The organism is Mesorhizobium caraganae, assembly GCF_016836705.1.
GTDB classification, from domain to species: Bacteria; Pseudomonadota; Alphaproteobacteria; order Rhizobiales; family Rhizobiaceae; genus Mesorhizobium; species Mesorhizobium caraganae.
The window spans coordinates 725,412-748,582 of sequence record NZ_JAFCGY010000001.1 but is presented as its reverse complement, the minus strand read 5'-3'; the positions used below and the strand labels follow the sequence as shown (position 1 = coordinate 748,582).

The following is a 23,171-nucleotide window of genomic DNA, read 5'->3' as shown; positions in this document are numbered from 1 at the left end:
ACCGGATATCTCGCCATGCGCTACCGCACGCTTGATCCGAAACTGATCATCGACACCGCCGAGCGGCTGGAAGGGCGCGTCGCCGAGCGTTTTCCCGAGGCGGGCCTGCGCGGCGTCGCCGCGGAACTGGTGTCGCTGTCGCGCGACCTGGCCAAGGCGGCGCAGGCGCTCGAGGCGCCGATCTGGTGGCTGCGCGGCGCCATCGTCGCCGCCGTCGCCGCCGGCGCGCTGATCTTCCTGTTCGTCGGCACCATCCTGCCGCTCATCCATATCTCGCAGGCCGACGACGCGGTGCAGTCGGTGCAAGGCATCGAAGCCACGATCAACATGATCATCCTTGCCGTGCTCGGCCTGCTGGCGCTGATCCGCACCGAGGAGCGCATCAAGCGCAAGCGGGTGTTTCGCCAGCTGCATGGGCTGAGGTCGCTGATCCATGTCATCGACATGCACCAGCTGACCAAGGATCCAGCCGCATTGTCTGCCAACTTCAGGCCGACCGCGCATTCGCCGGCGCGTATCACCAATGCCGCGGACCTGGCGCGCTACCTCGATTATTGCTCGGAAATGCTGTCGATCACCGGCAAGATCGCAGCGCTGTTCGCGCAGTCGGTCAATGACGATGTGGTCATCGACGGCGTCAACGACGTCGAGAACCTGGCATCGAACCTGTCGCGCAAGATCTGGCAGAAGATCACGCTGATCGAGAACCATCCGGCGGTGCAGCCGCTGCCGGCTCCAGGCCCGGCGAGCAAGGCGCCGGCTCCGAGGCGCGCGCCAAAGCTGTGACGCAGCGGTGCCGGCGTGGCTGCCTTTCCGGGCTCATGTGCGAGCCAAGGCCTGACGCTCGCGGCGAGCAGCCTATCCCGTGACGGCTTCCGGCGTTAGCCCGGGTGACCCGCGCTTTTCCCGCTCCGCCTGCCGCACCAGCGCGGTGACCCGCTTCAGCAAAGGCGCCGGCGTGCCGGCCTTTTCGGCGAGGCTCAGGACCGCCCCCTGCAGGTCACCGATCTCGGTTGGCCGGCCGCGCTGGAGATCGTCCCACATCGACGAGCGCGCCTGCGGGTCGATTGCGAGCATGCGCCGCGCCACCAGCCGGAACAGCCAGTCCGGCAGCCGGAGCAGTTTCGGCAGCAGGCCGGGACGCAGGCCGCCGATCCGCGCCGGCGCAATGCCTGAGGCCTTCATCGCCGCCAGCGCCTCGTCGATCTGACCGGCCAGGATCAGCCGCCAGCGGCGGTCGGCAAGTTCACTCGCGAGCGGCAGGCCGGACAGCGCGACGAGCGCATTGTTGAGGTTGATCAGCAGCTTGCCCCACTGCACTGCCTTGATGTCGGCATGGGTTTCGACAGCAAGGCCTTCGACATCGAGAAGGCCGGCAAGACTGGCCGCACCCTCTTCGATCATCACCTTGCCCTCGCTGGCGCGATGCATGTGAAGCGGCAAGTCGCCTTCGGCCGACTGGACAACATTGAACGGCACCATGCCGGCGAGCACCGGTCGAGAGCCCAGCCCGGCGCGCAACCGGTCGGCATTGCCGACACCGTTCTGCAGGCTGACCACCACGACATCGCCGCGAGCGTGTGCGGCAATGAGCGCCGCCATCTCTTCAGTGGCGCCGTTCTTGACCGTTACCAGCACCACGTCGGCATTGGGCAGGGCGGCGGCGGGGTCGGCAGTGACGGACACTGGCTTGATGGATCGGTCGCGACCGTCGAGGTCGGTGACACGCAGTCCACCGCCCAGCAAGGCCTCCGCGATGCGCGGCCGCGCCAGAAACACCACCTTGCGTCCGGCCAGCGCCAGGCAGCCGCCGACATAGCAGCCGATGCTGCCGGCGCCGGCAATGACGATGGTCTTTTCGGCGTTGGCCATGCGATAATCCCGTGTTGGCCTGCACTATACGACATGAAAACCATAATGTCGGCGGCAGGACCGGTCATCATCTCTGACCGTGACAGGCCTTTCGCTTTCGATTATCGCTTTGCCCATGAAACTGCCGACCGATCCCGCCGCCAATCTTGCGACCCTCATACGCTGTGCCTCCGTAACTCCCGCCGAGGGTGGTGCGCTGGCCGCGCTGGAAGGCATGCTGAAGCCGCTCGGCTTTTCCGTCGAACGCCCGGTGTTTTCCGAAGACGGCACGCCCGACATCGAGAACCTTTATGCGCGCCGCTCCGGCAATGGGCCGCATCTGATGTTTGCCGGCCATACCGACGTGGTGCCGGTGGGCGATGAGGCATCGTGGACGCATCCGCCCTTCGCCGCCGAGATCGCCAAGGGCGAGATGTACGGCCGCGGCGCCGTCGATATGAAGGGCGGCATCGCCTGTTTCATCGCCGCGGTGGCGCGCCATGTCGAGAACAAGGGTGGCCCGAAAGGCTCGGTCTCGCTGCTGATCACCGGTGATGAAGAAGGCCCGGCCATCAACGGCACGACAAAACTGCTCGACTGGGCGGCCGCCAAGGGCGAGAAATGGGATGCCTCGATCGTCGGCGAGCCGACCAATCCGGACGCGCTCGGCGACATGATCAAGATCGGCCGGCGTGGCTCGATGTCGGGCAGCGTGACCGTCAACGGCCGCCAGGGCCATGTCGCCTATCCCTTGCTTGCCGACAATCCGGTGCGCGGCCTGATGAGCCTGGTCGAGGCCTTGCTCCACCCCGTCTTCGACAAGGGCACTAGGGATTTCCAGCCGACCAATCTGGAAGTGACCTCGATCGATGTCGGCAATCCGGCGACCAATGTCATCCCGGCCAAGGCGACAGCCACCTTCAACATCCGCTTTAACGACAGCTGGACGGCCGAGACGGTGCAGGCCGAGATCCACAACCGCCTCGACCAGGCTGCCAAGCGCAAGAAATACCGGACCGGCAAGAAGACCCCCGTCGACTATGAGCTTGTCTGGCGCGACCGGCCGAGCCACGTTTTCCTGACGCGCGACGACAAACTCATCGACACGCTGCGTGGCTCGATCAAGGCGGCGGTCGGCAAGGAGCCGGCGCTCTCCACCTCCGGCGGCACCTCGGACGCCCGTTTCATCAAGGACTATTGCCCGGTGGTTGAGTTCGGACTGGTCGGCAAGACCATGCATATGGTCGATGAACGCGTCGCATTGGCCGACCTCGAAACGCTGACCCAGATCTACCAGCGCTTCATAGAAGACTGGTTCGAGCAAGGCTGATCATGCTTTCGGTTGACGAGACCTCTTCATCGCTTACCGGCGCCTGGCGGCTGATGCTCGGCAAGGCCGACGGCTTGCGGCTGCTCGACCTGTCGGCGGACGGCTTCTGGAATTCCTTCTTTGCCATCGTCGTCGCCGCGCCGGCGATGATCGTCGGCTGGGTCGGCACGGCCAACGAGATCGGCGACCCCAATGCGTTCGCCGGGCGGCTGGGCATGTTGATCCGGCTGGCAACCGTCGACCTCGGCTCGTGGCTGTTGCCGCTGGTCGTGCTTGCCCTGGTCGCGTCGCGTGCCGGCATCGGCGACCGCTTCGTCCACTACGTCGTCGCCAGCAACTGGGCGTCGGCAATCACCGCCTGGATGCTGCTGCCATCGGCGTTGATCAGGCTCTTCCTGCCGTCCGGCAACCCATTCGCCGAATTGGTGTGGCTGGTTCTGGTGGTGCTGTCGCTGGTCCTCACCTGGCGGATGACCAACGCCGCGATCGGCAAGGGCGCGGCTGTCGGCACCGCCGTGTTCACAGGCATGTTGGTGGTATCTCTGGCCGTCTTGTTCGGCTTGGTGGCGCTGCTCGGCATCACTGTACCGACGGCCGCCCCGGCCTAGGATTTTTCGGGATAGTCGACGCCGATGAGAAAAAGCCCGTCGGGCGGCGCCACCTGGCCGCAGGCGGTGCGGTCCTGCGCGTCGAGCGCGGCCTTGAGATCGGCAGCCGTCCAGCCGCCGTCGCCGACGCGTTTCAGCGACCCGACCATGGAGCGCACCTGGTTGTGCAGGAATGAGCGCGCCGAGACCCTGACCTCGATCAGGTCGCCCTGGCGGCTCACATCGAGCCGCTCCAGCGTCCGCACCGGACTGTTGGCCTGGCATTGCGTCGAGCGGAAGGTGGTAAAGTCATGTCGGCCGAGCAGGACTTTCGCCGCTTCGTGCATGGCGTCCGCATCGAGCCGCTTCGGCACCCACCAGACCTTGCCCTTTTCCATCGCAGCCGGCGCGCGCCGGTTGAGGATGCGGTAGAGATAGTGCCGTCCGGTGGCCGAGAAACGGGCGTCGAAATCGTCGGGGACAACCCTCGCCTGCAGGATGGCGACGTGCGCGCCGGCCGCCTGCAGGTGCGCGTTGACGGCGTCGCGCACCTTATCGTTGGGCCACGCCTTGGCGAGGTCGACATGCGCTACCTGGGCGGTCGCGTGGACGCCGGCGTCGGTGCGGCCGGCGGCGCGTATTCGCACCGCCTCGCCGCTGAATTTCTCGATCGCCTGTTCTATCGCCTGCTGCACCGAAGGCTGATCCGCCTGGTGCTGCCAACCAGCGAAGAGGCTGCCGTCATATTCGATATCGAGACGAAAACGCGGCATAGGCTATCGACACTCGCCTAGAGCCGGAAGATTTCAGGTCGAATCGACCCGAAATCTGAATCCGGCTCTAAATCAAAGAGATAGAGCATGATGTCGTCCGAAAACCGCTTCACACTTTTCGGCATCATGCTCAGGCGGCGAGTGCGGTAAAGGCCTGGGCGTAAACCAGTTTGCCTTTTTCAGGTGCGTCGCCCCAGGCCAGCGCCTGCAGCGCCTCGCCCTGGTATTCGCTCTCGAAGTTTTCGGCGCGCGCATGGTTGTAGCCGAAGCGGCCGTAATAGGCCGGATCGCCCAAGACAACGGCGAGCACTTCGCCGGCGTCCTTGAGGCGGATATGCGCCTCGCGGATCAGCGCACCACCAATACCCGAACCATGGAACGAAGGTTCCACCGCCAACGGCGCCAGCGCCACTGCCGGGAAACTCTTGCCGCCATTCTGCACATACAGCCTGGAGAACAGGATGTGGCCGACCACCTGGCCGTCTTCTTCCGCCACCAACTCGACAACGGCGTCGCCGCCGGTGACCAACGCGTCGACCAGCCCGGCCTCCGCCTGCTGGCCGAATGCGTGTTCCTCGACGAGGCGAATAGCCTCGCGGTCCCGCGGCGTTGCCGCGCGTATCGACATCATGCTCATGTGAATTTCATTCCTTTTTCGATCTTGGCCCCGCGCAGAAACTCCTGCGCGGCGGCGGGCCTTCCGCCCGCCCGTTGAACTTCGACCAGCCTGACCGCGCCTGTTCCGCAGGCGACCGTCAGCCGGTCATCGAGAATTCCTCCCGACTCGCCCAAATCTTCCGAAGGCGACCAATCTTCGGTAAGTGATTGGCCGTCCACAAGCGTCGAGCGAAGCAGTTTCAGCCGTTCCGTACGGCCGCCAATTTCAATCTCGGACCAGGCCCCGGGAAAGGGCGACAGGCCACGAAGGTGATTGTGGACCTCGACTGCCGGCCGCGTCCAGTCCACGCGGGTCTCCGATTTGTCGATTTTTCGGGCGTAGGTCACCCCATCCACAGCTTGCAAGGTGAATGCCAGCGTTTCCGCCTCAATTCGGGACAACGCTTCCACCATCAGTGTGGCAGCAATGTGCATCAGCCGATCGTGCAGGTCGCCGGCCGTCATATCGGGTCCGATGGTACATTTTTCAACCAATGCCACCGGGCCGGTGTCAAGGCCCTCTTCCATATGCATCACCATCATGCCGGTCTCGGTGTCGCCGGCCATGATGGCGCGCTGGATGGGAGCTGCACCACGCCAGCGCGGCAAAAGCGAGGCGTGGCCGTTGAGGCAGGCAAGCCGCGGCGCCTCCAGAATGGCCTTCGGCAACAGCAGGCCATAGGCGACGACCACGGCGACATCAGCCCGCAAGGCGGCGAATGCAGCCTGCTCAACCTCGCCTTTCAGCGAAATCGGCGTGCGCACCGCGATATCAAGCCGCTCGGCCTCGCGCTGCACCGGCGACGGCGTCAGTTCCAGCCCGCGCCGGCCTGCGGCGCGCGGAGGCTGCGTGTAGACGGCTGCTAGCTCGTGTCCGGCCTCGGCGATCGCGCGCAGCACCGGCACCGAAAACTCCGGCGTGCCCATGAAGATGACGCGAAGCGGCATCTTTTCCTATCCCACCAGCTTGCCCGGCGCCTTGTCCTTGGCGAGCTTCTTGAACTTCTTGACCACCATGTCGCGCTTCAGTTTCGAGATGTGGTCGATGAACAGCACGCCGTTGAGGTGGTCGATCTCGTGCTGCAGGCAGGTCGCCATCAGGCCTTCGGCCTCGATCTCCTGCAGCTTGCCGTCGCGGTCGAGATATTTCACCCGCACCGAAGCCGGCCGTTCGACCTCGGCATAATAGTCCGGGATCGACAGGCAGCCTTCCTCGTAGACCGAGCGGGCGTCGGCGCTTGCGAGGATTTCGGGATTGATGAAGACATGCGGCGCCGGCGTCTCGTCTTCCTTGGCAAGGTCGATGACCAGCATGCGCAGCGGTTCGCCGATCTGGATTGCAGCCAGGCCGATGCCCGGCGCGTCATACATGGTCTCCAGCATGTCGTCGGCCAGTTTGCGCAAAGGCGCATCGACGCGTTCGACAGGTTTGGAAACCTGGCGCAGGATGGGATCGGGAAGGATGATGAGCGGCTTGATCGACATGGCGTCTCACCTAAGACGTCATGCGAAAAGCGTCAACCGGGGCGGTTTGCGCCCGTTCACGTTTTGATCTGTGCCAGACCGGCGAATCGGCTATGCTGGCGACATGAACGACCTGAACTCCATCCTTTCCGAACCTGTGGCCCAGCTTGGCGCCACGACGATCACGCTCGGCCATGCTCTGGCCTTCGGCGCGATCGTGTTTCTCGGCCTGTTCCTGGCGCTGGTGGTTGCCCTGTGGCGGTCGGCCAGGGCGCGCACCATCGCCGCCGCGGAAGCGGCCGAACACGCCCGCGACGCCGAGGCGCGGATGGCCGGCATTTTGCAAAGCCAGGCCGAGATGCAGGGCCGCATGGGCGCCATCGCCGATGTGTTCGGCGCCAGGCAGGCCGAACTCAACCAGTCGATCGGCCAGCGCCTCGACGCCATGACCGGCCGCCTCGGCCAGACCATGACCGAGCAGACCAAATCGACGCATGAGAGCCTGGCGAAATTGCAGGAACGCCTGGCGGTCATCGATACCGCGCAGGGCAACATCCAATCACTTGCCGGCCAGGTCGTGCAGCTACAGGCGATCCTGTCCAACAAGCAGACGCGCGGCGCCTTCGGCCAGTCGCGCATGGAGGCGATCGTCGCCGACGGCCTGCCGATGGGCGCCTATGAATTCCAGGCGACGTTGTCGAACGGCAGCCGGCCCGACTGCCTGGTGCGGATGCCGAATGGCGCTCCGTCGCTGGCCATCGACGCCAAGTTTCCGCTCGAAGCCTGGAACGCCATCCGCGCTGCCGATGGCGCCGACTTGCAGAAGGTCGCGGCCCAGGCCTTCCGCCGCGACATCGAAATCCATGTCCGCGATATCTCGGAAAAATATTTGATCCAGGGTGAGACGCAGGACACCGCCTTCATGTTCGTGCCGTCGGAATCGGTGTTCGCCGAAATCCACGAGAATTTCGACGCGGTCATCCAGAAGGCGCACCGCGCCCGTGTCATCATCGTTTCGCCATCACTGCTGATGCTGTCGATCCAGGTCATCCAGGCGATCCTCAAGGATGCTCGCATGCGCGAGCAGGCGCATCTGATCCAGGGCGAGGTCATCCGACTGATGGAAGACGTAGCGCGCGTCGACGAACGCGTGCGCCGGCTGCAGACGCATTTTGGCCAGTCGGCCAAGGATATTGACGAGATACTGGTGTCGACATCGAAGGTGACCCGGCGCGGCCAGAAGATCGAGGCGCTGGAGTTCGGCGAAAGCGAAGCTGAGGTGCGCGGCGGCGAACCCGCCAAGGCCGAACCCGGGGTGCGGATGGCGGATTCCAAGACGGGCCAGCTCAGGCTCCGTGTCGTCGAGGGCGACGATTAGACCGTAGCGACGATTATGTGTGCCTGGATTTTGGCCGCAACCTCGCCGTTGCCATGCCTGGCTGCAATTGCGGCTGCGACATGATCGGTAGCGGTTCCCAGTTTTCCTCTGGCCTCGATTTCGTTGCGAAGCGGAGTTCCCTGGCAATAAGCAACGGCCGGAAGGCGAGGCGAGGAGGCACGGCTTTGTTCGGCTCTCGTCTCGATCGCCACACGGGAGAAACCTGCATCTTCCAGTTCGCCGCGGATCAGCGCCGTGTCATGGTAGCCGTGCGGCGTGCGGGCGAGAAAGCGCGGCGGATCGTCCGGAAAAACCTCCGCAAGGGCGTTCGTAACATCATTGGCGAATACATTCTCTTCGATGCGATCCCATACGTTGAACAGGAAATGGCCCCCGGGCTTCAGAACCCGCTTTGCTTCGCGATAGCCGGCGGTGCGGTCGGGAAAGAACATCGCGCCGAATTGACAACAAACGAGATCGAAGGCCGCATTTTCAAACGGCAGCGCCATCGCATCAGCCTGGCGCCATTGGATGCGACTGCCGGGCGCTTGTCGCGAAGCGGCGTAGTCGAGCATCGGCTGGTTGAGGTCGGTCACGATATAACTTGCATCAGGGGACAGTTTTGGCGCCAGTGCGCGGGTGACAACCCCGGTACCGGCGGCGATCTCCAAAACGGCGCTGGGCGACAGGGACGCTGCCCGTCGTGCAATATCCGCGGCGAATGGCTCGAAAATCAACGGCACCATGTAACGGTCGTAGTTTTCCGGAATCGAGCCGGCAAACACCTTGTCCGTTTCCGACATTGCTATCCCTCGCCATCCGTTTGATGGCGACCCTAGCACATCATCGTCTGGTTTTGGCCGCGTTTAACCGGAGGCAGGTGCTACTGCGCCTCCACGATGCTTATGCCCTCGAATTCCGGAAGCCAGTGCAGGGCCGAGCGGTGCCATTTCTGCTGAGTCGGAACCAGATCCTCGCGTTGCCGCGCGGTCCCCGCCCTGATCCCATAGATCTTCGGGCCGTCGCCAACCGACGTCGCGTAAAGGTGCGACCCGCAGTCGGCGCAAAAGGCCTGGGCGCGCTTGGCGCCGCTCGATCCTGTCTTGATGTAGACCTTCGGCGTGCCCTTGGTGATCCGGTAGTGATCCTCAGACGCGGGAACGGTGACACGAAAGGCGGTGCCGGTCAGTTGCTGGCAATCCGTGCAATGACAGATGGAGGTCTTTTCCGGGTCGACCTCAGCTTCATAAGTTATGGCGCCGCAATGGCACCCACCATCGATTTTCATAGTTGCTCCTCCGAAATCCGTCGACTGATCTTAGCGGGACCAGGCGATGGGGCCAACGACGGACTTCTGGTCCAGTGCTAATCCGATGCCGCTTCGACTGCCTTGCGCCGGTGTTCCCAGGTTCCCGTCGTCTGCGGCTTGACGAACAGCCTGGTGATCTCCGGCATCTCTTTCTTCAAGAGCGCCTCCAGGCGCTCGACGCAGGCTTCGATCTCGGGCGCCGTTAGATGATCCTCGAACTCGATGCTGAGGCCGGCGACGATCTGTTGTGGCCCGAGGTGGACGGTGAGAACGCCGTTGGCCCGTTGCACCGCCGGATCCTGCTGGGCGATCGCCAGCACCTTGGCCTGCACCTCCGGCGATGCCGGCTCGCCGATGAGCAGGCCCTTGCTCTCCCGAGCGAGGAAGATGGCGGTGGCGCCGAGGATGACCGCGATGCCGATCGAGGCGACGCCGTCGAGTTCGGGCATGTCGAGGACCTCCGCCGCCAGGATGCCGGCGAAGGCGACGACCAGGCCAAGGAGCGCGGCGCTGTCCTCGAACAGGATCGTGTAAACACTCGGATCCTTGCTCGATTGCACGGCCTGCAGCCAGCCTTGCTTGCCCTTTTGCTGGCGGAACTCCTTCAGCGCCACATACCAGGAGCTGCCCTCGAACAGCATCGAGAGGCCGAGCACGATGTAATTGATTTTGGGATTGGCGATCGGCTCGGGCGCCATGATGTGGATGACCCCCTCGTAGAACGACACCCCGGCGCCGAGCGCAAAGACGAGCAGGGCGACGATAAAGCTCCAGAAATACAGCTCGCGGCCATGGCCCAGCGGATGTGTGCGGTCCGGCGGCCGGGCAGCGCGGTGCATGCCGTAGAGCAGCAGGCCGCCATTGCCGGTATCGACCAGCGAGTGCACGCCTTCCGACAGCATGGCCGAGCTGCCGGTGAAGAAGGCGGCGACGAATTTGGTCAGCGCAATGGCGAGATTGCCGGCAAGCGCCGCGTAGATGACCGTCTTCGACCCGCCATGCGCTGCCATGCTGTCCCTCCAAGACACCCAATGTAACGGCCCTGCGACCGAAGCTCCACGGGCATCACAACGCGCCAATCGCCCGGTCGTTCAGGCCCTTGAAGGCTGGCTGGAGAAAAAGACGCCGCTATTCGATGATCTCGTCCGTCCAGACCTTGAAACCGGCCAGCGTGCCCGGGCCGAAAATGTGGGTCAGCGGCACGTCGGCGGCGTCGCGGCCGGAGGCGATCAGGATGCGGCCGATGCGCGGCGAATTGTTGCGCGGATCGAAGACATGCCAGCGGCCGCCGAGATAGACCTCCATCCAGGCGGCGAAATCCATGCTCGCCCAGGGCTTCGGCAGACCGATGTCGCTGATGTAGCCGGTGCAGTAGCGCGTCGGGATGTTAAGCGCGCGGCAGAAGGCGACAGCGAGATGGGCAAAGTCGCGGCAGACGCCGCTTTGCTCGCGATAGGCTTCGGCCGCGGTGCGCGTCGGCCGCGCATTGCCGTAGCTGAAGACGATGTGGTTGTGGACGAAGTCGCAGACCGCCTGGACGCGTGGGACGCCGAGCGGTGTGTTGCCGAACAGCCGCCATGCGTCATTGGCCAAAAGATCACTTTCGCAGAAGCGGCTGGGCAACAGGAACAAGAGCGTGTCCGACGGCAGGTCGCGCACCTCGTGCTGCCAGGCCATCAGGTCGCCCATCTCGAAGGTGCCGGGATCGCGGATGACCGAATCGGTGCCGAAGGTGAAGCGTCCGGGTGGCGCGATGAAGCGGTTGCACCAATTGCCGAAACTATCGCGGTAGCTCTGGATCGGCACGGCCGGATTGGAGGTCAGGAAATCCGGACGCTCGAGATCGGATGCGCGGGAGTAATGGACGTTGAGCATCGCGATCAGCGGCGTTTCCTGCGGAAAGTCGAAGCTCATCTCGCAGCCGATGTGGATTCGCATTGTCGACCTGACCGGACTGCCTGATCATCGCCGGGCGAAGGCATGGCCGATGCTGCAGTGCGAAGGCAACCATGGCACGGACCGGCATGGTTTACGAGCAAATTAGAAAGCGGTTGAAAGCATCCGGCTGGCGGTTACAAGCGGCTAGCCTCTTGCAGTCCGGCGTTTCTCTTGTTTCACTTGGCATCCTAGCAATTGGAGGACCGAATCATGGCTAAAGGTGCGATGAAGGCCGGCAAGGAAGCCCGCAAGCCGAAGAAGGACGCCAAGAAGCCCGCCGCGGCTCCGGCGCTCAAGGCGCCACCCGTCAAGGCGATAAGGCTCAAGGACAAGTAGGCCCGCCCGGGGTCGTTGAATCCGGGCACCCGTTTCGGCGTAGATTTTCACACCGGCGGCATGAGCAATGCTGCCGGTGTTTTGTTGATCGGGCAGGCGAAGCCGCCTATATCGAAGCAGCGAGGACGACCTCGCGCCTTCCGCGAAAAAACCGGCCGGGACGACCCGCCATCCTCATGGAATGGAGTGCATCCCGATGTCGTGGGTCTTTCTGTTTTTCGCCGGCCTGTTCGAGATCGGCTGGGCGATCGGCCTCAAATACACCGACGGCTTCTCGAAGCCGCTGCCGACGGTGCTCACCGTCGCGTCGATGATCGTCAGCCTGGGGCTGCTCGGTCTGGCGCTGAAGACGCTGCCCGTCGGCACCGCCTATGCGGTGTGGACCGGCATCGGCACGGTCGGCACGGCGCTGCTCGGCATCTGGCTGCTGGGCGAGCCGACAACCGCGATCCGGCTCGGCTGCATCGCGCTCATCGTCTGCGGCATTATGGGGCTGAAGCTCGCCGCCTAGAGCAGTTCACCGTTTCACGGAAACGGCGATCTGCTCTATCTTTGTCTTTCGCAATTCCCAAGGGGAAGCGCTGCGCGCTTTTCCCGGGAAAACCGCTTCACACTTTTCCTGGAATTGCTTTAAGCCAAAGCAACCGAGGAAATCGGCGCACAAATACGTTCAGGGCCGCTGGAAGGCGACCCTGATGTCCGATCGTTTCGATCGAAGCGTTAGCGGGCGGAGAAGCCCGGAGGCGTCCGGCCGGTGCGCTGCTTGCGCGCCGCATAGCGTGCGTCGCGCTTGGCCTTGCGTTCGGCTTCGTCGGCCAGCAAACGGGCGATGCGCTCGTTTTCTTCGGCTTCCTTGATCTTCGCTTCAGCCTGCGCTGCCTCTTCGGCGGCAATACGCGCCGCTTCGGCTGCTGCCTCGCGCTCGGCCTTCTCGACCGCCTCGCGTGCCAGCTTTTCCTGCTTCAGCCTTGCCTTTTCGGCCTCGCGCTTTTCACGCGCCTCGAGGATCGCCTTGCGTTCGGCCTGTCTTGCCAGCACCGCAGGATCATCTGCCGCCGGCTTTGACTTGAAGCGCTCCAGAAGCGCCTTCTTTGCCTCGTTCGCGGCATTGCGCCGCTCGAAAATGTCTTTTTCCCTGTAGATAGCCAAGTCCACTTCCCTGAAGTCAATTCGCGACGCTTACATACGCGCGAAAACCGAGAGTTCAAGCGCCAAAACGGAATGCCAGCCATGAAATTCTACGCTGTTGCAGCCAGGAGACGCGCTTTTGCCGACCAAAGCCGACAGAAGCTGGCTGAAACCGACATGCACTGTTCACCATCCTCCCCTCTGGCGGCAAGGCGGCTCGGTCGCTACCTCTAGCCGCAAAACCCAACCATTGGATGACAGATCATGGAACTCGGTCTCTACACTTTTGCTGACGTCAGTCCCGAGCCCGGCCCCGGCGCGATCGGCCCGCACGAGCGGCTGCGCAACCTGATCGAAGAGATCGAGCTGGCCGACCAGGTCGGCCTCGACGTCTTCGGTTTGGGCGAACATCACCGCCCCGACTATGCCGCTTCAGCACCGGTGGTGGCGCTTGCCGCCGCCGCCGAACGCACCAAGCGTATCAAGCTGACCAGCGCAGTCACCGTGCTCTCCTCCGACGATCCGGTGCGCGTCTTCCAGCAGTTCGCGACGCTCGACCTTCTGTCGGGCGGCCGAGCCGAGATCATGGCCGGGCGCGGTTCGTTCATCGAATCCTTCCCGCTGTTCGGCTACAATCTCGAAGACTATGACGAACTGTTCGCCGAAAAGCTCGATTTGCTGCTGGCGATACGCGACAGCGTGAAAGTCACCTGGTCGGGCAATCTGCGTGCGCCGATCAACGACCGCGGCGTCTATCCGCGCCCGTTGCAGGACAAATTGCCGATCTGGATCGCCATTGGCGGAACGCCGCAATCGGCCGCCCGCGCCGGCGTGCTCGGCCTGCCGCTGGCGCTGGCCATCATCGGCGGCGAGCCGGCGCGCTTTGCGCCGCTGTTCGACATTTATCGCGAGGCGGCCAAGCGGGCCGGCACCGACCCCACGGGGCTAGCCACCAGCATCAATGTGCACGGCTTTATCGCCGAGACCACGGAACAGGCGGCCGACGATTTCTACGGGCCGCAGGCCGAAGTGATGAACCGCATCGGCCGCGAGCGCGGCTGGGGGCCGACGTCGCGAGCGCATTTCGATCAGTCGCGGGGTCCCAATGGCGCGCTGTTCGTCGGCAATCCCGAACAGGTGGCGGAAAAGATCGTCGCGCAGCACAATATCTTCAACAACGATCGCTTCCTGCTGCAGATGGCGATCGGCACCATGCCGCACGCCAAGATCATGAATGCGATCGAACTCTACGGCACCAAGGTGGCGCCGATCGTGCGCAAGGAAACGGCGAAGTCGGCGCCGGCCGTGGCAGCGCCCGCCGCGTAATTCGACGACATGGTCTGGATTGTTGGTCTTGCCGGCTAACGGAACCTAGAGGCGGCAGAGGCGTTTCCGTCAGCGGAATGCACCAATTGCGGTGCGCTGCCGGGGGAAAACGATGAAAGCCGAACCCGCCGCTTTGGGCGCAGTCCTTGCCGAGGCCGAAGAGGCTCGCGTCGTCGCGCGCGCGGACACGCATCTGATGCGTTCGCTGCTCATCGGCATTTTCATCCTGATGGCAATCTACGCGCTCTATTTCGCCCGCGCCTTCTTTATGCCGGTCATCCTCGCCTTCCTGCTCACGCTGACGCTGACGCCGATCGTGCGCTTCCTGCGCAAGCGCGGAATTCCCGAACTGGTGTCGGCGACGTTGCTTGTCGTGCTGTCGGTGTGCCTCGTTGCCATCGCAGGCTACCTGCTCAGCGGTCCGGTCATCGACCTCCTCAACAATACCTCGTCGATCGGCCAGCAACTGACGGAGCGGCTGGCGCAATTGCGGCGCCCGCTCGAGAGGATCATGCAGATCTCGCATCAGATCGAACAGATGACCGAGACCTCGCAGGAGCCGGGCGTCCAGAAAGTGGCGGTGGCGCAGTCCGGTATCCTGTCGGCGGCTGCCAGCAATGTCCTGGCGGCAGGTACAAGCCTCACCATCATCTTCGTGCTGTCGCTGTTCCTGCTGGCGTCAGGCACGATGTTCTACGAAAAGATCATCCAGTCCTTCGCCAACCTCAGCGAAAAGAAGCGGGCGCTGCGCGTCGTCTATGACGTCGAGCGCGAAATCTCGCACTATCTGCTCACCGTCACCATCATAAATGCCGGTCTCGGCGCCGTCATCGGCCTTGGCCTGTGGGCGCTCGGCATGCCCAATCCGCTGGTCTGGGGCGTCGCTGCCGCTCTGCTCAACTTCCTGCCCTATGTCGGCGCACTGTTGACCATCGTGCTTGTCTCGGTGATGGCGCTGATCAGCTTCGACACCATCTCCTACGCGCTGCTGGCGCCGGCCTTCGTGCTTTTGTGCGACATCATCGAGGGCCAATTTGTGACGCCGATGGTGGTCGGCCGACGCCTCGAGATCAACGCCGTGGCGATCTTCATCGCCATCGCCTTCTGGTCCTGGCTGTGGGGCTTTGTCGGCGCGCTGATGGCCGTGCCGCTGCTGGTCGTCATCAAGGTGTTCTGCGACCATTTCGAAGGCCTCAGCCATGTCGGCAATTTCCTCGCCGCACAGCAGACGGCGGTCGTGGTGGAGGACGAAGCGGCCGAGGAGAATGGCGAGGCCAAGGCATAGAGGCCGGTACTGCTTGCCGCCTCGTGTTTGTCGTCTTCGGACCGAGTGCCTATATCGAGCCGGTCAAGCCGGACCCTTCCATGACCGACGCTTCCTTCGACCTCGACGCCTATTTCGCCCGGATCAGTTATCGCGGTTCGATCGATGCGTCGCTCGACACGCTAAAGGCGCTGCACCGGCAGCACCCGCAAGCGATCCCCTTCGAGAACATGGATCCGTTGCTGGGCATCGCGGTGAAGCTCGATCTCGCTTCGCTGCAGGACAAGATTTTCGCGCGCCGCCGCGGCGGCTACTGCTTCGAACACAATTTGATCCTCATGCATGCGCTGAAGGCGCTGGGCTTCGAGGTCAGCGGCCTCGCGGCGCGGGTTCTGAGGGGTCTGCCGGAGGACGCCATCACCGCGCGCAGCCACATGCTGTTGCGGATCGAGCTCGACGGCAGGACCTACATTGCCGATGTCGGCTTTGGCGGCCTGACGATGACCGCGCCGCTGTTGTTCGAGTCGGGTCTCGAACAACAGACCCCGCACGAAACATTCCGCATCATCGAGTCGTCAGATCATTCTCGGGTACAAGCCAATGTCGGCGGCGACTGGCAGACACTCTACCGCTTCGACATGCAATCGGCCTATGAGATCGATTATGCGGTCGCCAATTACTTCGTCTCGACCCATCCGACCTCGCATTTCCTGTCCTCCGTCGTTGCGGCGCGTGCCTTACCCGACCGGCGCTACGCACTGCGCAACGCCAGGCTGTCGACGCATCATGTCGGCGGCCGCAGCGAGCAGCGCGAGATCGCGACAGCGGCGGAATTCGCCGACATTCTGGAAAGCCAGCTCGACATCATCATCCCCGACCGCGCCGCCTTTGAAACCAAGGCCCGGCAGCTGAACATTGTAAAGGCTTGAGGCCCATGACCGCTCTTTCCGTTCTTGACCTGTCGCCGATCGTCGAAGGCAGCAACGCCTCGCAGTCGCTGGCCAATTCGCTCGACCTCGCGCGCCATGCCGAGCGGCTCGGCTACAAGCGCTACTGGCTGGCCGAACACCACAACATGCCCGGCATCGCCAGTGCGGCGACCGCGGTCGTCATCGCCCATGTCGCCGGCGGCACCAAGACGATCCGCGTCGGCGCCGGTGGCATCATGCTGCCCAACCATGCGCCGCTGGTGATTGCCGAGCAGTTCGGCACGCTGGCGGCACTGCACCCCGGCCGCATCGACCTCGGCCTCGGCCGCGCGCCCGGCACCGACATGGGCACGGCGCGTGCGCTGCGCCGCAACCTCGAGGCGTCAGACAATTTTCCCCAGGATGTCGTCGAGCTGATGGGCTATTTCCAGCCGGCCGAAGAGGGCCAACGCATCCACGCCGTGCCCGGCGAGGGCCAGAAGGTGCCGGTCTGGATTCTCGGCTCAAGCCTCTACGGCGCGCAGCTCGCCGCCATGCTTGGCCTGCCCTATGCCTTCGCTTCGCATTTCGCGCCGGCCGAGCTCGACCATGCGCTGGACATGTACCGCTCGCGCTTCCAGCCGTCCGAACAGCTGGACAAGCCCTATGCCATGCTCGGCCTCAACGTCTTCGCCGCACCGACCGATGCAGAGGCAAAACTGCTGTTCACCTCGCTGCAGCAGGCCTTCGTCAATTTGCGCACCGGACGGCCGGGCCGCCTGCCGCCGCCGGTCGAGGGTTATGACCAGACGCTGGAGCCGATGGCCAAAACCATGCTCGGCCAGGCGCTGTCCTGCGCCGTCGTCGGATCGCCCGAAACCGTCCGGCAAGGCATCGACGCCTTCGTGCGCCGCACCGGCGCCGACGAGCTGATGGTGACGGCGCAGATTTTCGACCATGCGGCGCGCGTGCGTTCGTTCGAAATCCTGGCCGAGGCGCACAAATCGCTGTCGCAAGCCGCGTGAGTCGCCAGTGAAGCTTTTGCAGGAGAGGCTCGTCTGCTAAGGGCAGACGCCTTCCTCAGCCAGGAGCCTTGCCGTGACCCATGACCTCGACCAGCGCCTGCATTTCGCCATCGATCTGGCGCGACGCGCCGGCGAACTCGGCCTGAAATACTTCCGCGACCTCGAAAACCTGACCGTCGAGAGCAAGGGCCATCAGGACCTGGTTTCCGATGGCGACCGCGAGGTCGAACTGTTCATCCGCGCGGCGATCGCCGGCGCCTATCCGCGGGATGGCATTGTCGGCGAGGAACATGCCGCGGTTGAGGGATCGACGGGCCATGTCTGGGTCATCGACCCGATCGACGGCACCGCCAACTTCGTGCGCGGTATTCCGGCCTGGTGTGTGGTCATCGCCTGCGCCAAAGACGGCGAGGCGGTCGTCGGCGTCATCCACGAGCCGTCGACCGGCGAGACTTTTCACGGCCGCCGCGGCGGCGGTGCCTTCGTCAACGGCCGGCCGATCAAGGCCAGCACCGCCAGCTTGAGCGAAGGATCGGTCGGCACCGGGCTGTCGAACCGCGCGGAGACGAAGCATGTCACCGTGCTGATCGGCCTGATCATGGCAGAAGGCGGCGTCTTCTTCCGCAACGCATCGGGCGCGCTGATGCTGGCCTATGCGGCGTCCGGGCGGCTGCTCGGCTATGTCGAGGAACATATGAATGCCTGGGACTGCCTGGCCGGCATGCTTCTGGTGGAGGAGGCCGGCGGCATGGTGCTGAAGCCGGACCCGAAGACGGTGCTTGCCCAGGGAACGCAGGTGATTGCCGGCGGCAAGCATGTGTTCCCGAAGCTGCAGGCGCTGTGCGCGCAGGCCTTCGGAGCGGCGCCTGCCGGTATTGCGCAGGGTTAGGCTACTTGTTCAACGCATAGGCTGTGGGTTAAAAGCGGACAGGCATTCAGGAGGATGCGCTATTGCCGGCAACGGCGATTCCATCGGTTCAAGGGCCTGCCGATGAACATGCATAACACCATCCGGCCAGACCGAACCGCGTTGGGTAGCGGGCCGGCGCAGGCGATCGCCGGCATCTTTGCGCAAGAATTGCAGCTGGCCTCGGTCGGCCTCGACGACAATTTCTTCGATCTCGGCGGCGATTCGCTGGCTGCCGAAACTCTTGTGCTTGCGGTGCAGAGCCGGTTCGGCGTGAAGCTGCAGACCTCGGTGCTGCGGAAGCGCCGACGCCGCGCGAATTCGGCAGACTGATCGCGTTGCAATTGCCCGAGCACCCGGCGCGGCGGCTGGCGGTGCAGGTTTCCGGTAGCCACGGCCAGGAGCCGATCGCCATGATCCATGGCATTTCCGGTTCGGCGCTGTTCGCCAACCGTTTCGGCAAGGCGCTGAAGCAGCGCTATTCCATCATCGCCGTGCGCGGCATGGGGCTTGAGCCCGGCGAGACGCCCTATGACAGCGTCGAGGAGATCAGCGCCAATTATTTCGACGGGTTGAGCTCGGCCACCGGCCAGCACCCGCGCGTCATCGGCGGCATCTGCCTTGGCGGGCTGCTGGCAATCGAGGTCGGAAGACTGACCTTCGAGGCGACCGGCGAGCGGCCGGCTTTGCTACTGATCGACCCGCCGCCGCTGGGTTCGGCCTGGCTGAAGCCGATGGCGGACAACCGCATGACCGCACAAAGGCGGCGCCAAATCACCCGCAAGGTCGTCTACTGGCGGCTGCTGCGCGACACGCTGGCAGCGGTCGGGCTTGGGCAGTCTAGGCTTGGGCGTCACACTAGGCAGAAGGCCTTCAAGAGCATGCTGGTGCGCGCTGCCGCGGGTTTTTCACCGTCTTCCTACCCTTGCGACATACTGGTCGTCGCCAGCTCGGAATGGAGCGCCACCACGGTCGAGCAGTACAAAGACTGGGCGAGCGAGAACACGCGGGTGGAAACGGTCGTCATGCCGGGCACCCATGACAAGTTCCGGGCCGCCAACATGGACGCGATCGACGCTGCGATCATCGCCTTCCTCGACGCCAGGCGCGCGCCGGCCGGAATGCCGGTCCGCTAGATGGGTTTTGGCCGCGACGTACTGGCTGCCTTCGCCGGCCATGGCGACCGCGTGGCGATGGTCAGCGGCCGCGACCAGATCACCTATGCGCAGGCGCTGATCCAGATCGACCATCTCACCGCCAATTTCAGCGCGCTCGGTATTCGCTCCGGCGATCGCGTCGGGCTGGCTACGATCGGCAATATCGACGTCGTGCTGTCGACCCTGGCCTGCTGGAAGCTCGGCGCAACAGTTTCGATTTGGCAGTGCCAGCCCGTCCGGACCGCCGGGCGGCCGATCTGGCGTGGTAAGCGCCGCATGTGGACGCCCTGCGCAGAATGCTTGCGCCCGATGCCGCCTGTTCTTATATACGCGCCAAGCCGCCCAGCGCCGGAATGCCGGTAGCCGGGGCGGAATTTCTTGTGAACAGGGGCTTTCGTCGGAACGCCTTACGGGTCCTGAGAGCCTGCTTAGCGGAGAGACTAGAAAAATGGCAAAAGTAATCGGTATCGATCTCGGCACCACCAACTCCTGCATCGCCATCATGGATGGCAAGGAACCCAAGGTAATCGAGAATGCGGAAGGCGCGCGCACGACGCCTTCCATCGTCGCCATCTCGGGCGACGGCGAACGTCTCGTCGGCCAGCCGGCCAAGCGCCAGGCGGTCACCAATCCTGAAAACACCATCTTCGCGGTCAAGCGCCTGATCGGCCGCCGCTATGACGATCCGGTGACGGAGAAGGACAAGAAGCTTGTCCCCTACAAGATCGTCAAGGGCGACAATGGCGATGCCTGGGTCGAAGCCGGCGGCAAGAAGCAGTCGCCCTCGCAGATCTCGGCCATGATCCTGCAGAAGATGAAGGAAACGGCGGAAGCCTATCTCGGCGAGAAGGTCGAGAAGGCGGTCATCACCGTTCCGGCCTATTTCAACGACGCCCAGCGCCAGGCCACCAAGGACGCCGGCAAGATCGCCGGCCTGGAAGTGCTGCGCATCATCAACGAGCCGACGGCAGCCGCGCTCGCCTACGGCCTCGACAAGAAGGATGGCAAGACCATTGCCGTCTATGACCTTGGCGGCGGTACGTTCGACATTTCGGTGCTCGAGATCGGCGACGGCGTGTTCGAGGTGAAGTCGACCAATGGCGACACCTTCCTCGGCGGCGAGGATTTCGACATGCGTCTCGTCGAATATCTGGCGGCCGAGTTCAAGAAGGAACAGGGCATCGACCTGAAGAACGACAAGCTTGCCCTGCAGCGCCTCAAGGAGGCGGCTGAAAAGGCCAAGATCGAGCTGTCGTCGACCACGCAGACCGAAATCAACCTGCCCTTCATCACCGCCGACGCAACCGGCCCGAAGCACCTGACGCTGAAGCTGACCCGCGCCAAGTTCGAGCAGCTGGTCGACGACCTCGTCCAGCGCACGATCGAGCCGTGCAAGGCGGCGCTCAAGGATGCCGGCCTGAAGGCCGGCGAAATCGACGAAGTGGTCCTGGTCGGCGGCATGACCCGCATGCCCAAGATCCAGGAGATCGTGAAGCAGTTCTTCGGCAAGGAGCCGCACAAGGGCGTCAACCCGGATGAGGTCGTCGCACTCGGCGCCGCCATCCAGGCCGGCGTGCTGCAGGGCGACGTCAAGGACGTGCTGCTGCTCGACGTGACCCCGCTGTCGCTCGGCATCGAGACGTTGGGTGGCGTGTTCACCCGCCTGATCGAACGCAACACGACGATCCCGACCAAGAAGAGCCAGGTGTTCTCGACCGCCGAGGATTCGCAGTCGGCCGTGACCATCAGGGTCTTCCAGGGCGAGCGTGAAATGGCCGCCGACAACAAGGCGCTCGGCCAGTTCGACCTGGTCGGCATCCCGCCGGCGCCGCGCGGCGTGCCGCAGATCGAGGTCACTTTCGACATCGACGCCAACGGCATCGTCAATGTTTCGGCCAAGGACAAGGGCACCGGCAAGGAGCACCAGATCCGCATCCAGGCCTCGGGTGGTCTTTCGGACGCCGACATCGAAAAGATGGTCAAGGATGCCGAAGCCAATGCCGAGACCGACAAGCAGCGGCGTGCGCTGGTCGAGGCCCGCAACCAGGCCGAGGCGCTGGTGCATTCGTCCGAGAAGTCGCTGAAGGAATATGGCGACAAGGTTTCGGAAACCGAGCGCACGGCGATATCGGATGCGATCGCGGCGCTGAAGACCGCGGCCGAGGGCGACGACGCTGCCGATATCGAGGCCAAGTCGCAGATCCTTGCCGAAGCTTCGATGAAGCTTGGCCAGGCGATGTACGAGGCCTCGCAGAAGGAAGCGGCGGAAGCCGACGCCAAGGCGGACGCCGCCAAGGATAGCGACGTGGTCGACGCCGATTTCGAAGAAATCGACGAAGACGACGACAAGAAAAAGTCGGCCTGAACGGCCTGACGGCAAGATAGTGCCGAAAGCCCGGCGCAGGCCGGGCTTTTTTGCAACCCTCGCTGAAAAAAGTGTGGGTCCTGCCGAAAAAGTCACCGAAAAACACGGACAAGTCCGCGCCGGCCCTAGCATCCGGGCAGCACCGCTCCTAAATCGAGACAACGTGCCGGCAAACGACGCGACATGCATCAAGACGTTGAGCATCCGGACTGCGGGAAAAGATGAAAGCTGATTTCTACGAAACGCTGGGCGTACAAAAGGGCGCGGACGACAAGGAGCTCAAGAGCGCTTTCCGCAAGCTCGCCATGCAGTTCCATCCCGATCGCAACCCCGGCGATCATTCCTGCGAGCACAAATTCAAGGAAATCAACGAAGCCTACGAGACGCTGAAGGACCCGCAGAAGCGCGCGGCCTATGATCGTTTCGGTCACGCCGCCTTCGAGCAAGGCGGTATGAATGGCAGCGCGCAAGGTTTTGGCGCCGGCGGCTTCGCCGACATTTTCGAGGATATTTTCGGCGACATGATGGGCGGGCGCCAGCGCCGCTCTTCCGGCGGCCGCGAGCGCGGCGCCGATCTGCGCTACAATATGGAAATCACGCTGGAAGAGGCGTTTGCCGGCAAGACCGCGCAGATCCGCGTGCCGGCCTCGATCTCATGCACGGAATGTTCCGGGACCGGCGCCAAGCCCGGTACCCAGCCGGTGACGTGCTCGATGTGCCATGGTCACGGCAAGGTCCGCGCCACGCAGGGTTTCTTTTCGATCGAGCGCACCTGCCCGCAATGCCAGGGCCGCGGCCAGACGATCAAGGACCCGTGCCCGAAATGCGCCGGCCAGGGCCGTGTCACCGAGGAACGCTCGCTGTCGGTCAACATTCCGGCCGGCATCGAGGACGGCACCCGCATCCGGCTTGCCAATGAGGGCGAAGCCGGCCTGCGCGGCGGCCCCTCGGGCGACCTCTATATTTTCCTGGCGGTGAAGCCGCACGAATTCTTCCAGCGCGACGGCGCCGACCTTTACTGCAAGGTGCCGATCTCGATGATGACGGCAGCGCTCGGCGGCTCGTTCGAGGTGACGACGCTGGACGGCAGCCAGACCAAGGTGAAAGTGCCCGAAGGCACCCAGAACGGCCGCCAGTTCCGTCTCAAGGGCAAGGGCATGCCGGTGCTGCGCCAGCCCAATGTCGGCGACCTCTACATCCAGACCGCGGTCGAGACGCCGCAGAACCTGTCGCGGCGCCAGCGGGAGCTGCTGGAGGAGTTCGAACAGCTGTCGTCAAAGGAAAACTCGCCCCAGTCGAGCGGTTTCTTCGCCCGCATGAAGGACTTTTTCGAATCCTTCAGCGAGCGCTGACATTTTTCCTGACGCAAGTCGTTGTCCCAAACCGCTTCACACTTTTGGGCGACTTGCGTTAGCGCTTCCCGAACGTCATCAACATCTTATGCCAGATCGTGCCTTGCCTTGGACCT

At 63.8% G+C, this 23,171-nt stretch carries 26 protein-coding genes; 16 read left to right on the top strand and 10 right to left on the bottom strand.

The features are described from left to right. Positions 1–15: 15 nt before the first annotated feature. The gene (locus JQK88_RS03695; protein ID WP_192257000.1) at positions 16–786 is read left to right on the top strand and encodes a hypothetical protein; all 771 of its coding nucleotides are present in this window, start codon (positions 16–18) and stop codon (positions 784–786) included. A 72-nt stretch (positions 787–858) separates the two neighbouring features. Here JQK88_RS03695 and JQK88_RS03690 read toward each other — a convergent pair whose 3' ends face one another. Beyond that, positions 859–1,872, bottom strand: a complete 1,014-nt coding sequence (locus tag JQK88_RS03690; RefSeq protein WP_203277462.1) for a 2-dehydropantoate 2-reductase — start codon at positions 1,870–1,872, stop codon at positions 859–861. A 115-nt stretch (positions 1,873–1,987) separates the two neighbouring features. On the opposite strand from JQK88_RS03690, the gene dapE reads away from it, so the two are divergent. Together dapE and JQK88_RS03680 are read left to right on the top strand one after the other, a co-directional pair. Beyond that, positions 1,988–3,181, top strand: a complete 1,194-nt coding sequence (dapE, locus tag JQK88_RS03685; protein ID WP_203277460.1) for a succinyl-diaminopimelate desuccinylase — start codon at positions 1,988–1,990, stop codon at positions 3,179–3,181. A gap of 2 nt (positions 3,182–3,183) precedes the next feature. After that, positions 3,184–3,789 carry a transporter gene (locus JQK88_RS03680; protein ID WP_192257006.1) on the top strand — a complete coding sequence of 202 codons (606 nt, stop codon included), beginning with the start codon at positions 3,184–3,186 and terminating at the stop codon, positions 3,787–3,789. Here JQK88_RS03680 and truA read toward each other — a convergent pair. The 4 genes from truA to def form a co-directional block, all read right to left on the bottom strand. Further along, complete coding sequence (gene truA / locus JQK88_RS03675) at positions 3,786–4,541, bottom strand: tRNA pseudouridine(38-40) synthase TruA (RefSeq protein WP_192257008.1); 756 nt, start codon at positions 4,539–4,541, stop codon at positions 3,786–3,788. The two genes, JQK88_RS03680 and truA, sit on opposite strands and share 4 nt — an antisense overlap. Positions 4,542–4,671: 130 nt before the next feature. Next, positions 4,672–5,178, bottom strand: coding sequence for a GNAT family N-acetyltransferase (locus JQK88_RS03670; RefSeq protein WP_192257010.1), 507 nt, complete (start codon positions 5,176–5,178; stop codon positions 4,672–4,674). Beyond that, a complete protein-coding gene (fmt, locus tag JQK88_RS03665; RefSeq protein WP_203277458.1) occupies positions 5,175–6,146 on the bottom strand; it encodes a methionyl-tRNA formyltransferase in 972 nt (323 codons plus the stop codon). Before fmt ends, JQK88_RS03670 begins: the two co-directional genes overlap by 4 nt. 6 nt (positions 6,147–6,152) lie before the next feature. Continuing rightward, positions 6,153–6,683, bottom strand: coding sequence for a peptide deformylase (gene def, locus JQK88_RS03660; RefSeq protein WP_192257020.1), 531 nt, complete (start codon positions 6,681–6,683; stop codon positions 6,153–6,155). A 103-nt stretch (positions 6,684–6,786) separates the two neighbouring features. Between def and JQK88_RS03655 the strand changes: the two genes are divergently transcribed. Further along, positions 6,787–8,040, top strand: a complete 1,254-nt coding sequence (locus JQK88_RS03655; RefSeq protein WP_192257022.1) for a DNA recombination protein RmuC — start codon at positions 6,787–6,789, stop codon at positions 8,038–8,040. On the opposite strand, the gene JQK88_RS03650 is transcribed toward JQK88_RS03655, so the two are convergent. The 4 genes from JQK88_RS03650 to JQK88_RS03635 form a co-directional block, all read right to left on the bottom strand. Then, on the bottom strand, positions 8,037–8,843 hold the full coding sequence (locus JQK88_RS03650) for a class I SAM-dependent methyltransferase (RefSeq protein WP_203277456.1): 807 nt from the start codon (positions 8,841–8,843) through the stop codon (positions 8,037–8,039). The genes JQK88_RS03655 and JQK88_RS03650 overlap by 4 nt on opposite strands. An 80-nt stretch (positions 8,844–8,923) precedes the next feature. Then, the gene (locus JQK88_RS03645) at positions 8,924–9,328 is read right to left on the bottom strand and encodes a GFA family protein (protein ID WP_192257026.1); all 405 of its coding nucleotides are present in this window, start codon (positions 9,326–9,328) and stop codon (positions 8,924–8,926) included. Between the two features lie 77 nt (positions 9,329–9,405). Next, positions 9,406–10,359, bottom strand: coding sequence for a cation diffusion facilitator family transporter (locus JQK88_RS03640; protein WP_192257028.1), 954 nt, complete (start codon positions 10,357–10,359; stop codon positions 9,406–9,408). Between the two features lie 118 nt (positions 10,360–10,477). Beyond that, positions 10,478–11,287, bottom strand: coding sequence for a transglutaminase-like domain-containing protein (locus JQK88_RS03635; RefSeq protein ID WP_192257030.1), 810 nt, complete (start codon positions 11,285–11,287; stop codon positions 10,478–10,480). 210 nt (positions 11,288–11,497) lie between these two features. On the opposite strand from JQK88_RS03635, the gene JQK88_RS36885 reads away from it, so the two are divergent. Together JQK88_RS36885 and sugE are read left to right on the top strand one after the other, a co-directional pair. Next, positions 11,498–11,623, top strand: coding sequence for a hypothetical protein (locus JQK88_RS36885; protein WP_112559036.1), 126 nt, complete (start codon positions 11,498–11,500; stop codon positions 11,621–11,623). Between the two features lie 196 nt (positions 11,624–11,819). Beyond that, a complete protein-coding gene (gene sugE / locus JQK88_RS03630) occupies positions 11,820–12,134 on the top strand; it encodes a quaternary ammonium compound efflux SMR transporter SugE (RefSeq protein ID WP_192257034.1) in 315 nt (104 codons plus the stop codon). A 209-nt stretch (positions 12,135–12,343) separates the two neighbouring features. On the opposite strand, the gene JQK88_RS03625 is transcribed toward sugE, so the two are convergent. Next, a complete protein-coding gene (locus JQK88_RS03625) occupies positions 12,344–12,772 on the bottom strand; it encodes a DUF6481 family protein (protein ID WP_112559037.1) in 429 nt (142 codons plus the stop codon). A 243-nt stretch (positions 12,773–13,015) separates the two neighbouring features. On the opposite strand from JQK88_RS03625, the gene JQK88_RS03620 reads away from it, so the two are divergent. The 10 genes from JQK88_RS03620 to dnaJ all read left to right on the top strand — a co-directional run bounded on the left by JQK88_RS03620 (position 13,016) and on the right by dnaJ (position 23,055). Next, entirely contained in the window at positions 13,016–14,077 is a 1,062-nt protein-coding gene (locus JQK88_RS03620; protein ID WP_192257036.1) for an LLM class flavin-dependent oxidoreductase, read from the top strand. Positions 14,078–14,189: 112 nt separating this feature from the next. Then, positions 14,190–15,362, top strand: a complete 1,173-nt coding sequence (locus JQK88_RS03615) for an AI-2E family transporter (protein ID WP_192257038.1) — start codon at positions 14,190–14,192, stop codon at positions 15,360–15,362. A gap of 80 nt (positions 15,363–15,442) precedes the next feature. Further along, positions 15,443–16,270 (top strand): arylamine N-acetyltransferase family protein, encoded by an 828-nt coding sequence (locus JQK88_RS03610; RefSeq protein WP_203277454.1) that lies wholly within the window; start codon positions 15,443–15,445, stop codon positions 16,268–16,270. Positions 16,271–16,275: 5 nt separating this feature from the next. Next, positions 16,276–17,274: an LLM class flavin-dependent oxidoreductase gene (locus JQK88_RS03605; RefSeq protein WP_203277452.1), complete on the top strand. Its 999-nt coding sequence runs from the start codon at positions 16,276–16,278 to the stop codon at positions 17,272–17,274. 73 nt (positions 17,275–17,347) lie between these two features. Next, positions 17,348–18,163: an inositol monophosphatase family protein gene (locus JQK88_RS03600; protein ID WP_203277451.1), complete on the top strand. Its 816-nt coding sequence runs from the start codon at positions 17,348–17,350 to the stop codon at positions 18,161–18,163. A 102-nt stretch (positions 18,164–18,265) separates the two neighbouring features. Beyond that, on the top strand, positions 18,266–18,514 hold the full coding sequence (locus JQK88_RS35945) for a phosphopantetheine-binding protein (protein WP_246749727.1): 249 nt from the start codon (positions 18,266–18,268) through the stop codon (positions 18,512–18,514). Between the two features lie 5 nt (positions 18,515–18,519). Then, complete coding sequence (locus tag JQK88_RS03595; RefSeq protein ID WP_246749726.1) at positions 18,520–19,317, top strand: thioesterase domain-containing protein; 798 nt, start codon at positions 18,520–18,522, stop codon at positions 19,315–19,317. Further along, positions 19,318–19,701 (top strand): AMP-binding protein, encoded by a 384-nt coding sequence (locus JQK88_RS03590; protein ID WP_203277449.1) that lies wholly within the window; start codon positions 19,318–19,320, stop codon positions 19,699–19,701. An 85-nt stretch (positions 19,702–19,786) separates the two neighbouring features. Next, positions 19,787–21,703: a molecular chaperone DnaK gene (gene dnaK, locus JQK88_RS03585; protein WP_192257053.1), complete on the top strand. Its 1,917-nt coding sequence runs from the start codon at positions 19,787–19,789 to the stop codon at positions 21,701–21,703. Positions 21,704–21,924: 221 nt separating this feature from the next. Continuing rightward, positions 21,925–23,055: a molecular chaperone DnaJ gene (gene dnaJ, locus JQK88_RS03580; RefSeq protein WP_192257055.1), complete on the top strand. Its 1,131-nt coding sequence runs from the start codon at positions 21,925–21,927 to the stop codon at positions 23,053–23,055. Positions 23,056–23,171 lie beyond the last annotated feature (116 nt).

Coding starts and splice junctions, on each gene's coding strand:
- JQK88_RS03695 (WP_192257000.1), top strand. CDS start 16: ATGCGCTACCGCACGCTTGATCCGAAACTGATCATCGACACCGCCGAG.
- JQK88_RS03690 (WP_203277462.1), bottom strand. CDS start 1,872: ATGGCCAACGCCGAAAAGACCATCGTCATTGCCGGCGCCGGCAGCATC.
- dapE (WP_203277460.1), top strand. CDS start 1,988: ATGAAACTGCCGACCGATCCCGCCGCCAATCTTGCGACCCTCATACGC.
- JQK88_RS03680 (WP_192257006.1), top strand. CDS start 3,184: ATGCTTTCGGTTGACGAGACCTCTTCATCGCTTACCGGCGCCTGGCGG.
- truA (WP_192257008.1), bottom strand. CDS start 4,541: ATGCCGCGTTTTCGTCTCGATATCGAATATGACGGCAGCCTCTTCGCT.
- JQK88_RS03670 (WP_192257010.1), bottom strand. CDS start 5,178: ATGAGCATGATGTCGATACGCGCGGCAACGCCGCGGGACCGCGAGGCT.
- fmt (WP_203277458.1), bottom strand. CDS start 6,146: ATGCCGCTTCGCGTCATCTTCATGGGCACGCCGGAGTTTTCGGTGCCG.
- def (WP_192257020.1), bottom strand. CDS start 6,683: ATGTCGATCAAGCCGCTCATCATCCTTCCCGATCCCATCCTGCGCCAG.
- JQK88_RS03655 (WP_192257022.1), top strand. CDS start 6,787: ATGAACGACCTGAACTCCATCCTTTCCGAACCTGTGGCCCAGCTTGGC.
- JQK88_RS03650 (WP_203277456.1), bottom strand. CDS start 8,843: ATGTCGGAAACGGACAAGGTGTTTGCCGGCTCGATTCCGGAAAACTAC.
- JQK88_RS03645 (WP_192257026.1), bottom strand. CDS start 9,328: ATGAAAATCGATGGTGGGTGCCATTGCGGCGCCATAACTTATGAAGCT.
- JQK88_RS03640 (WP_192257028.1), bottom strand. CDS start 10,359: ATGGCAGCGCATGGCGGGTCGAAGACGGTCATCTACGCGGCGCTTGCC.
- JQK88_RS03635 (WP_192257030.1), bottom strand. CDS start 11,287: ATGCGAATCCACATCGGCTGCGAGATGAGCTTCGACTTTCCGCAGGAA.
- JQK88_RS36885 (WP_112559036.1), top strand. CDS start 11,498: ATGGCTAAAGGTGCGATGAAGGCCGGCAAGGAAGCCCGCAAGCCGAAG.
- sugE (WP_192257034.1), top strand. CDS start 11,820: ATGTCGTGGGTCTTTCTGTTTTTCGCCGGCCTGTTCGAGATCGGCTGG.
- JQK88_RS03620 (WP_192257036.1), top strand. CDS start 13,016: ATGGAACTCGGTCTCTACACTTTTGCTGACGTCAGTCCCGAGCCCGGC.
- JQK88_RS03615 (WP_192257038.1), top strand. CDS start 14,190: ATGAAAGCCGAACCCGCCGCTTTGGGCGCAGTCCTTGCCGAGGCCGAA.
- JQK88_RS03610 (WP_203277454.1), top strand. CDS start 15,443: ATGACCGACGCTTCCTTCGACCTCGACGCCTATTTCGCCCGGATCAGT.
- JQK88_RS03605 (WP_203277452.1), top strand. CDS start 16,276: ATGACCGCTCTTTCCGTTCTTGACCTGTCGCCGATCGTCGAAGGCAGC.
- JQK88_RS35945 (WP_246749727.1), top strand. CDS start 18,266: ATGAACATGCATAACACCATCCGGCCAGACCGAACCGCGTTGGGTAGC.
- JQK88_RS03590 (WP_203277449.1), top strand. CDS start 19,318: ATGGGTTTTGGCCGCGACGTACTGGCTGCCTTCGCCGGCCATGGCGAC.
- dnaK (WP_192257053.1), top strand. CDS start 19,787: ATGGCAAAAGTAATCGGTATCGATCTCGGCACCACCAACTCCTGCATC.
- dnaJ (WP_192257055.1), top strand. CDS start 21,925: ATGAAAGCTGATTTCTACGAAACGCTGGGCGTACAAAAGGGCGCGGAC.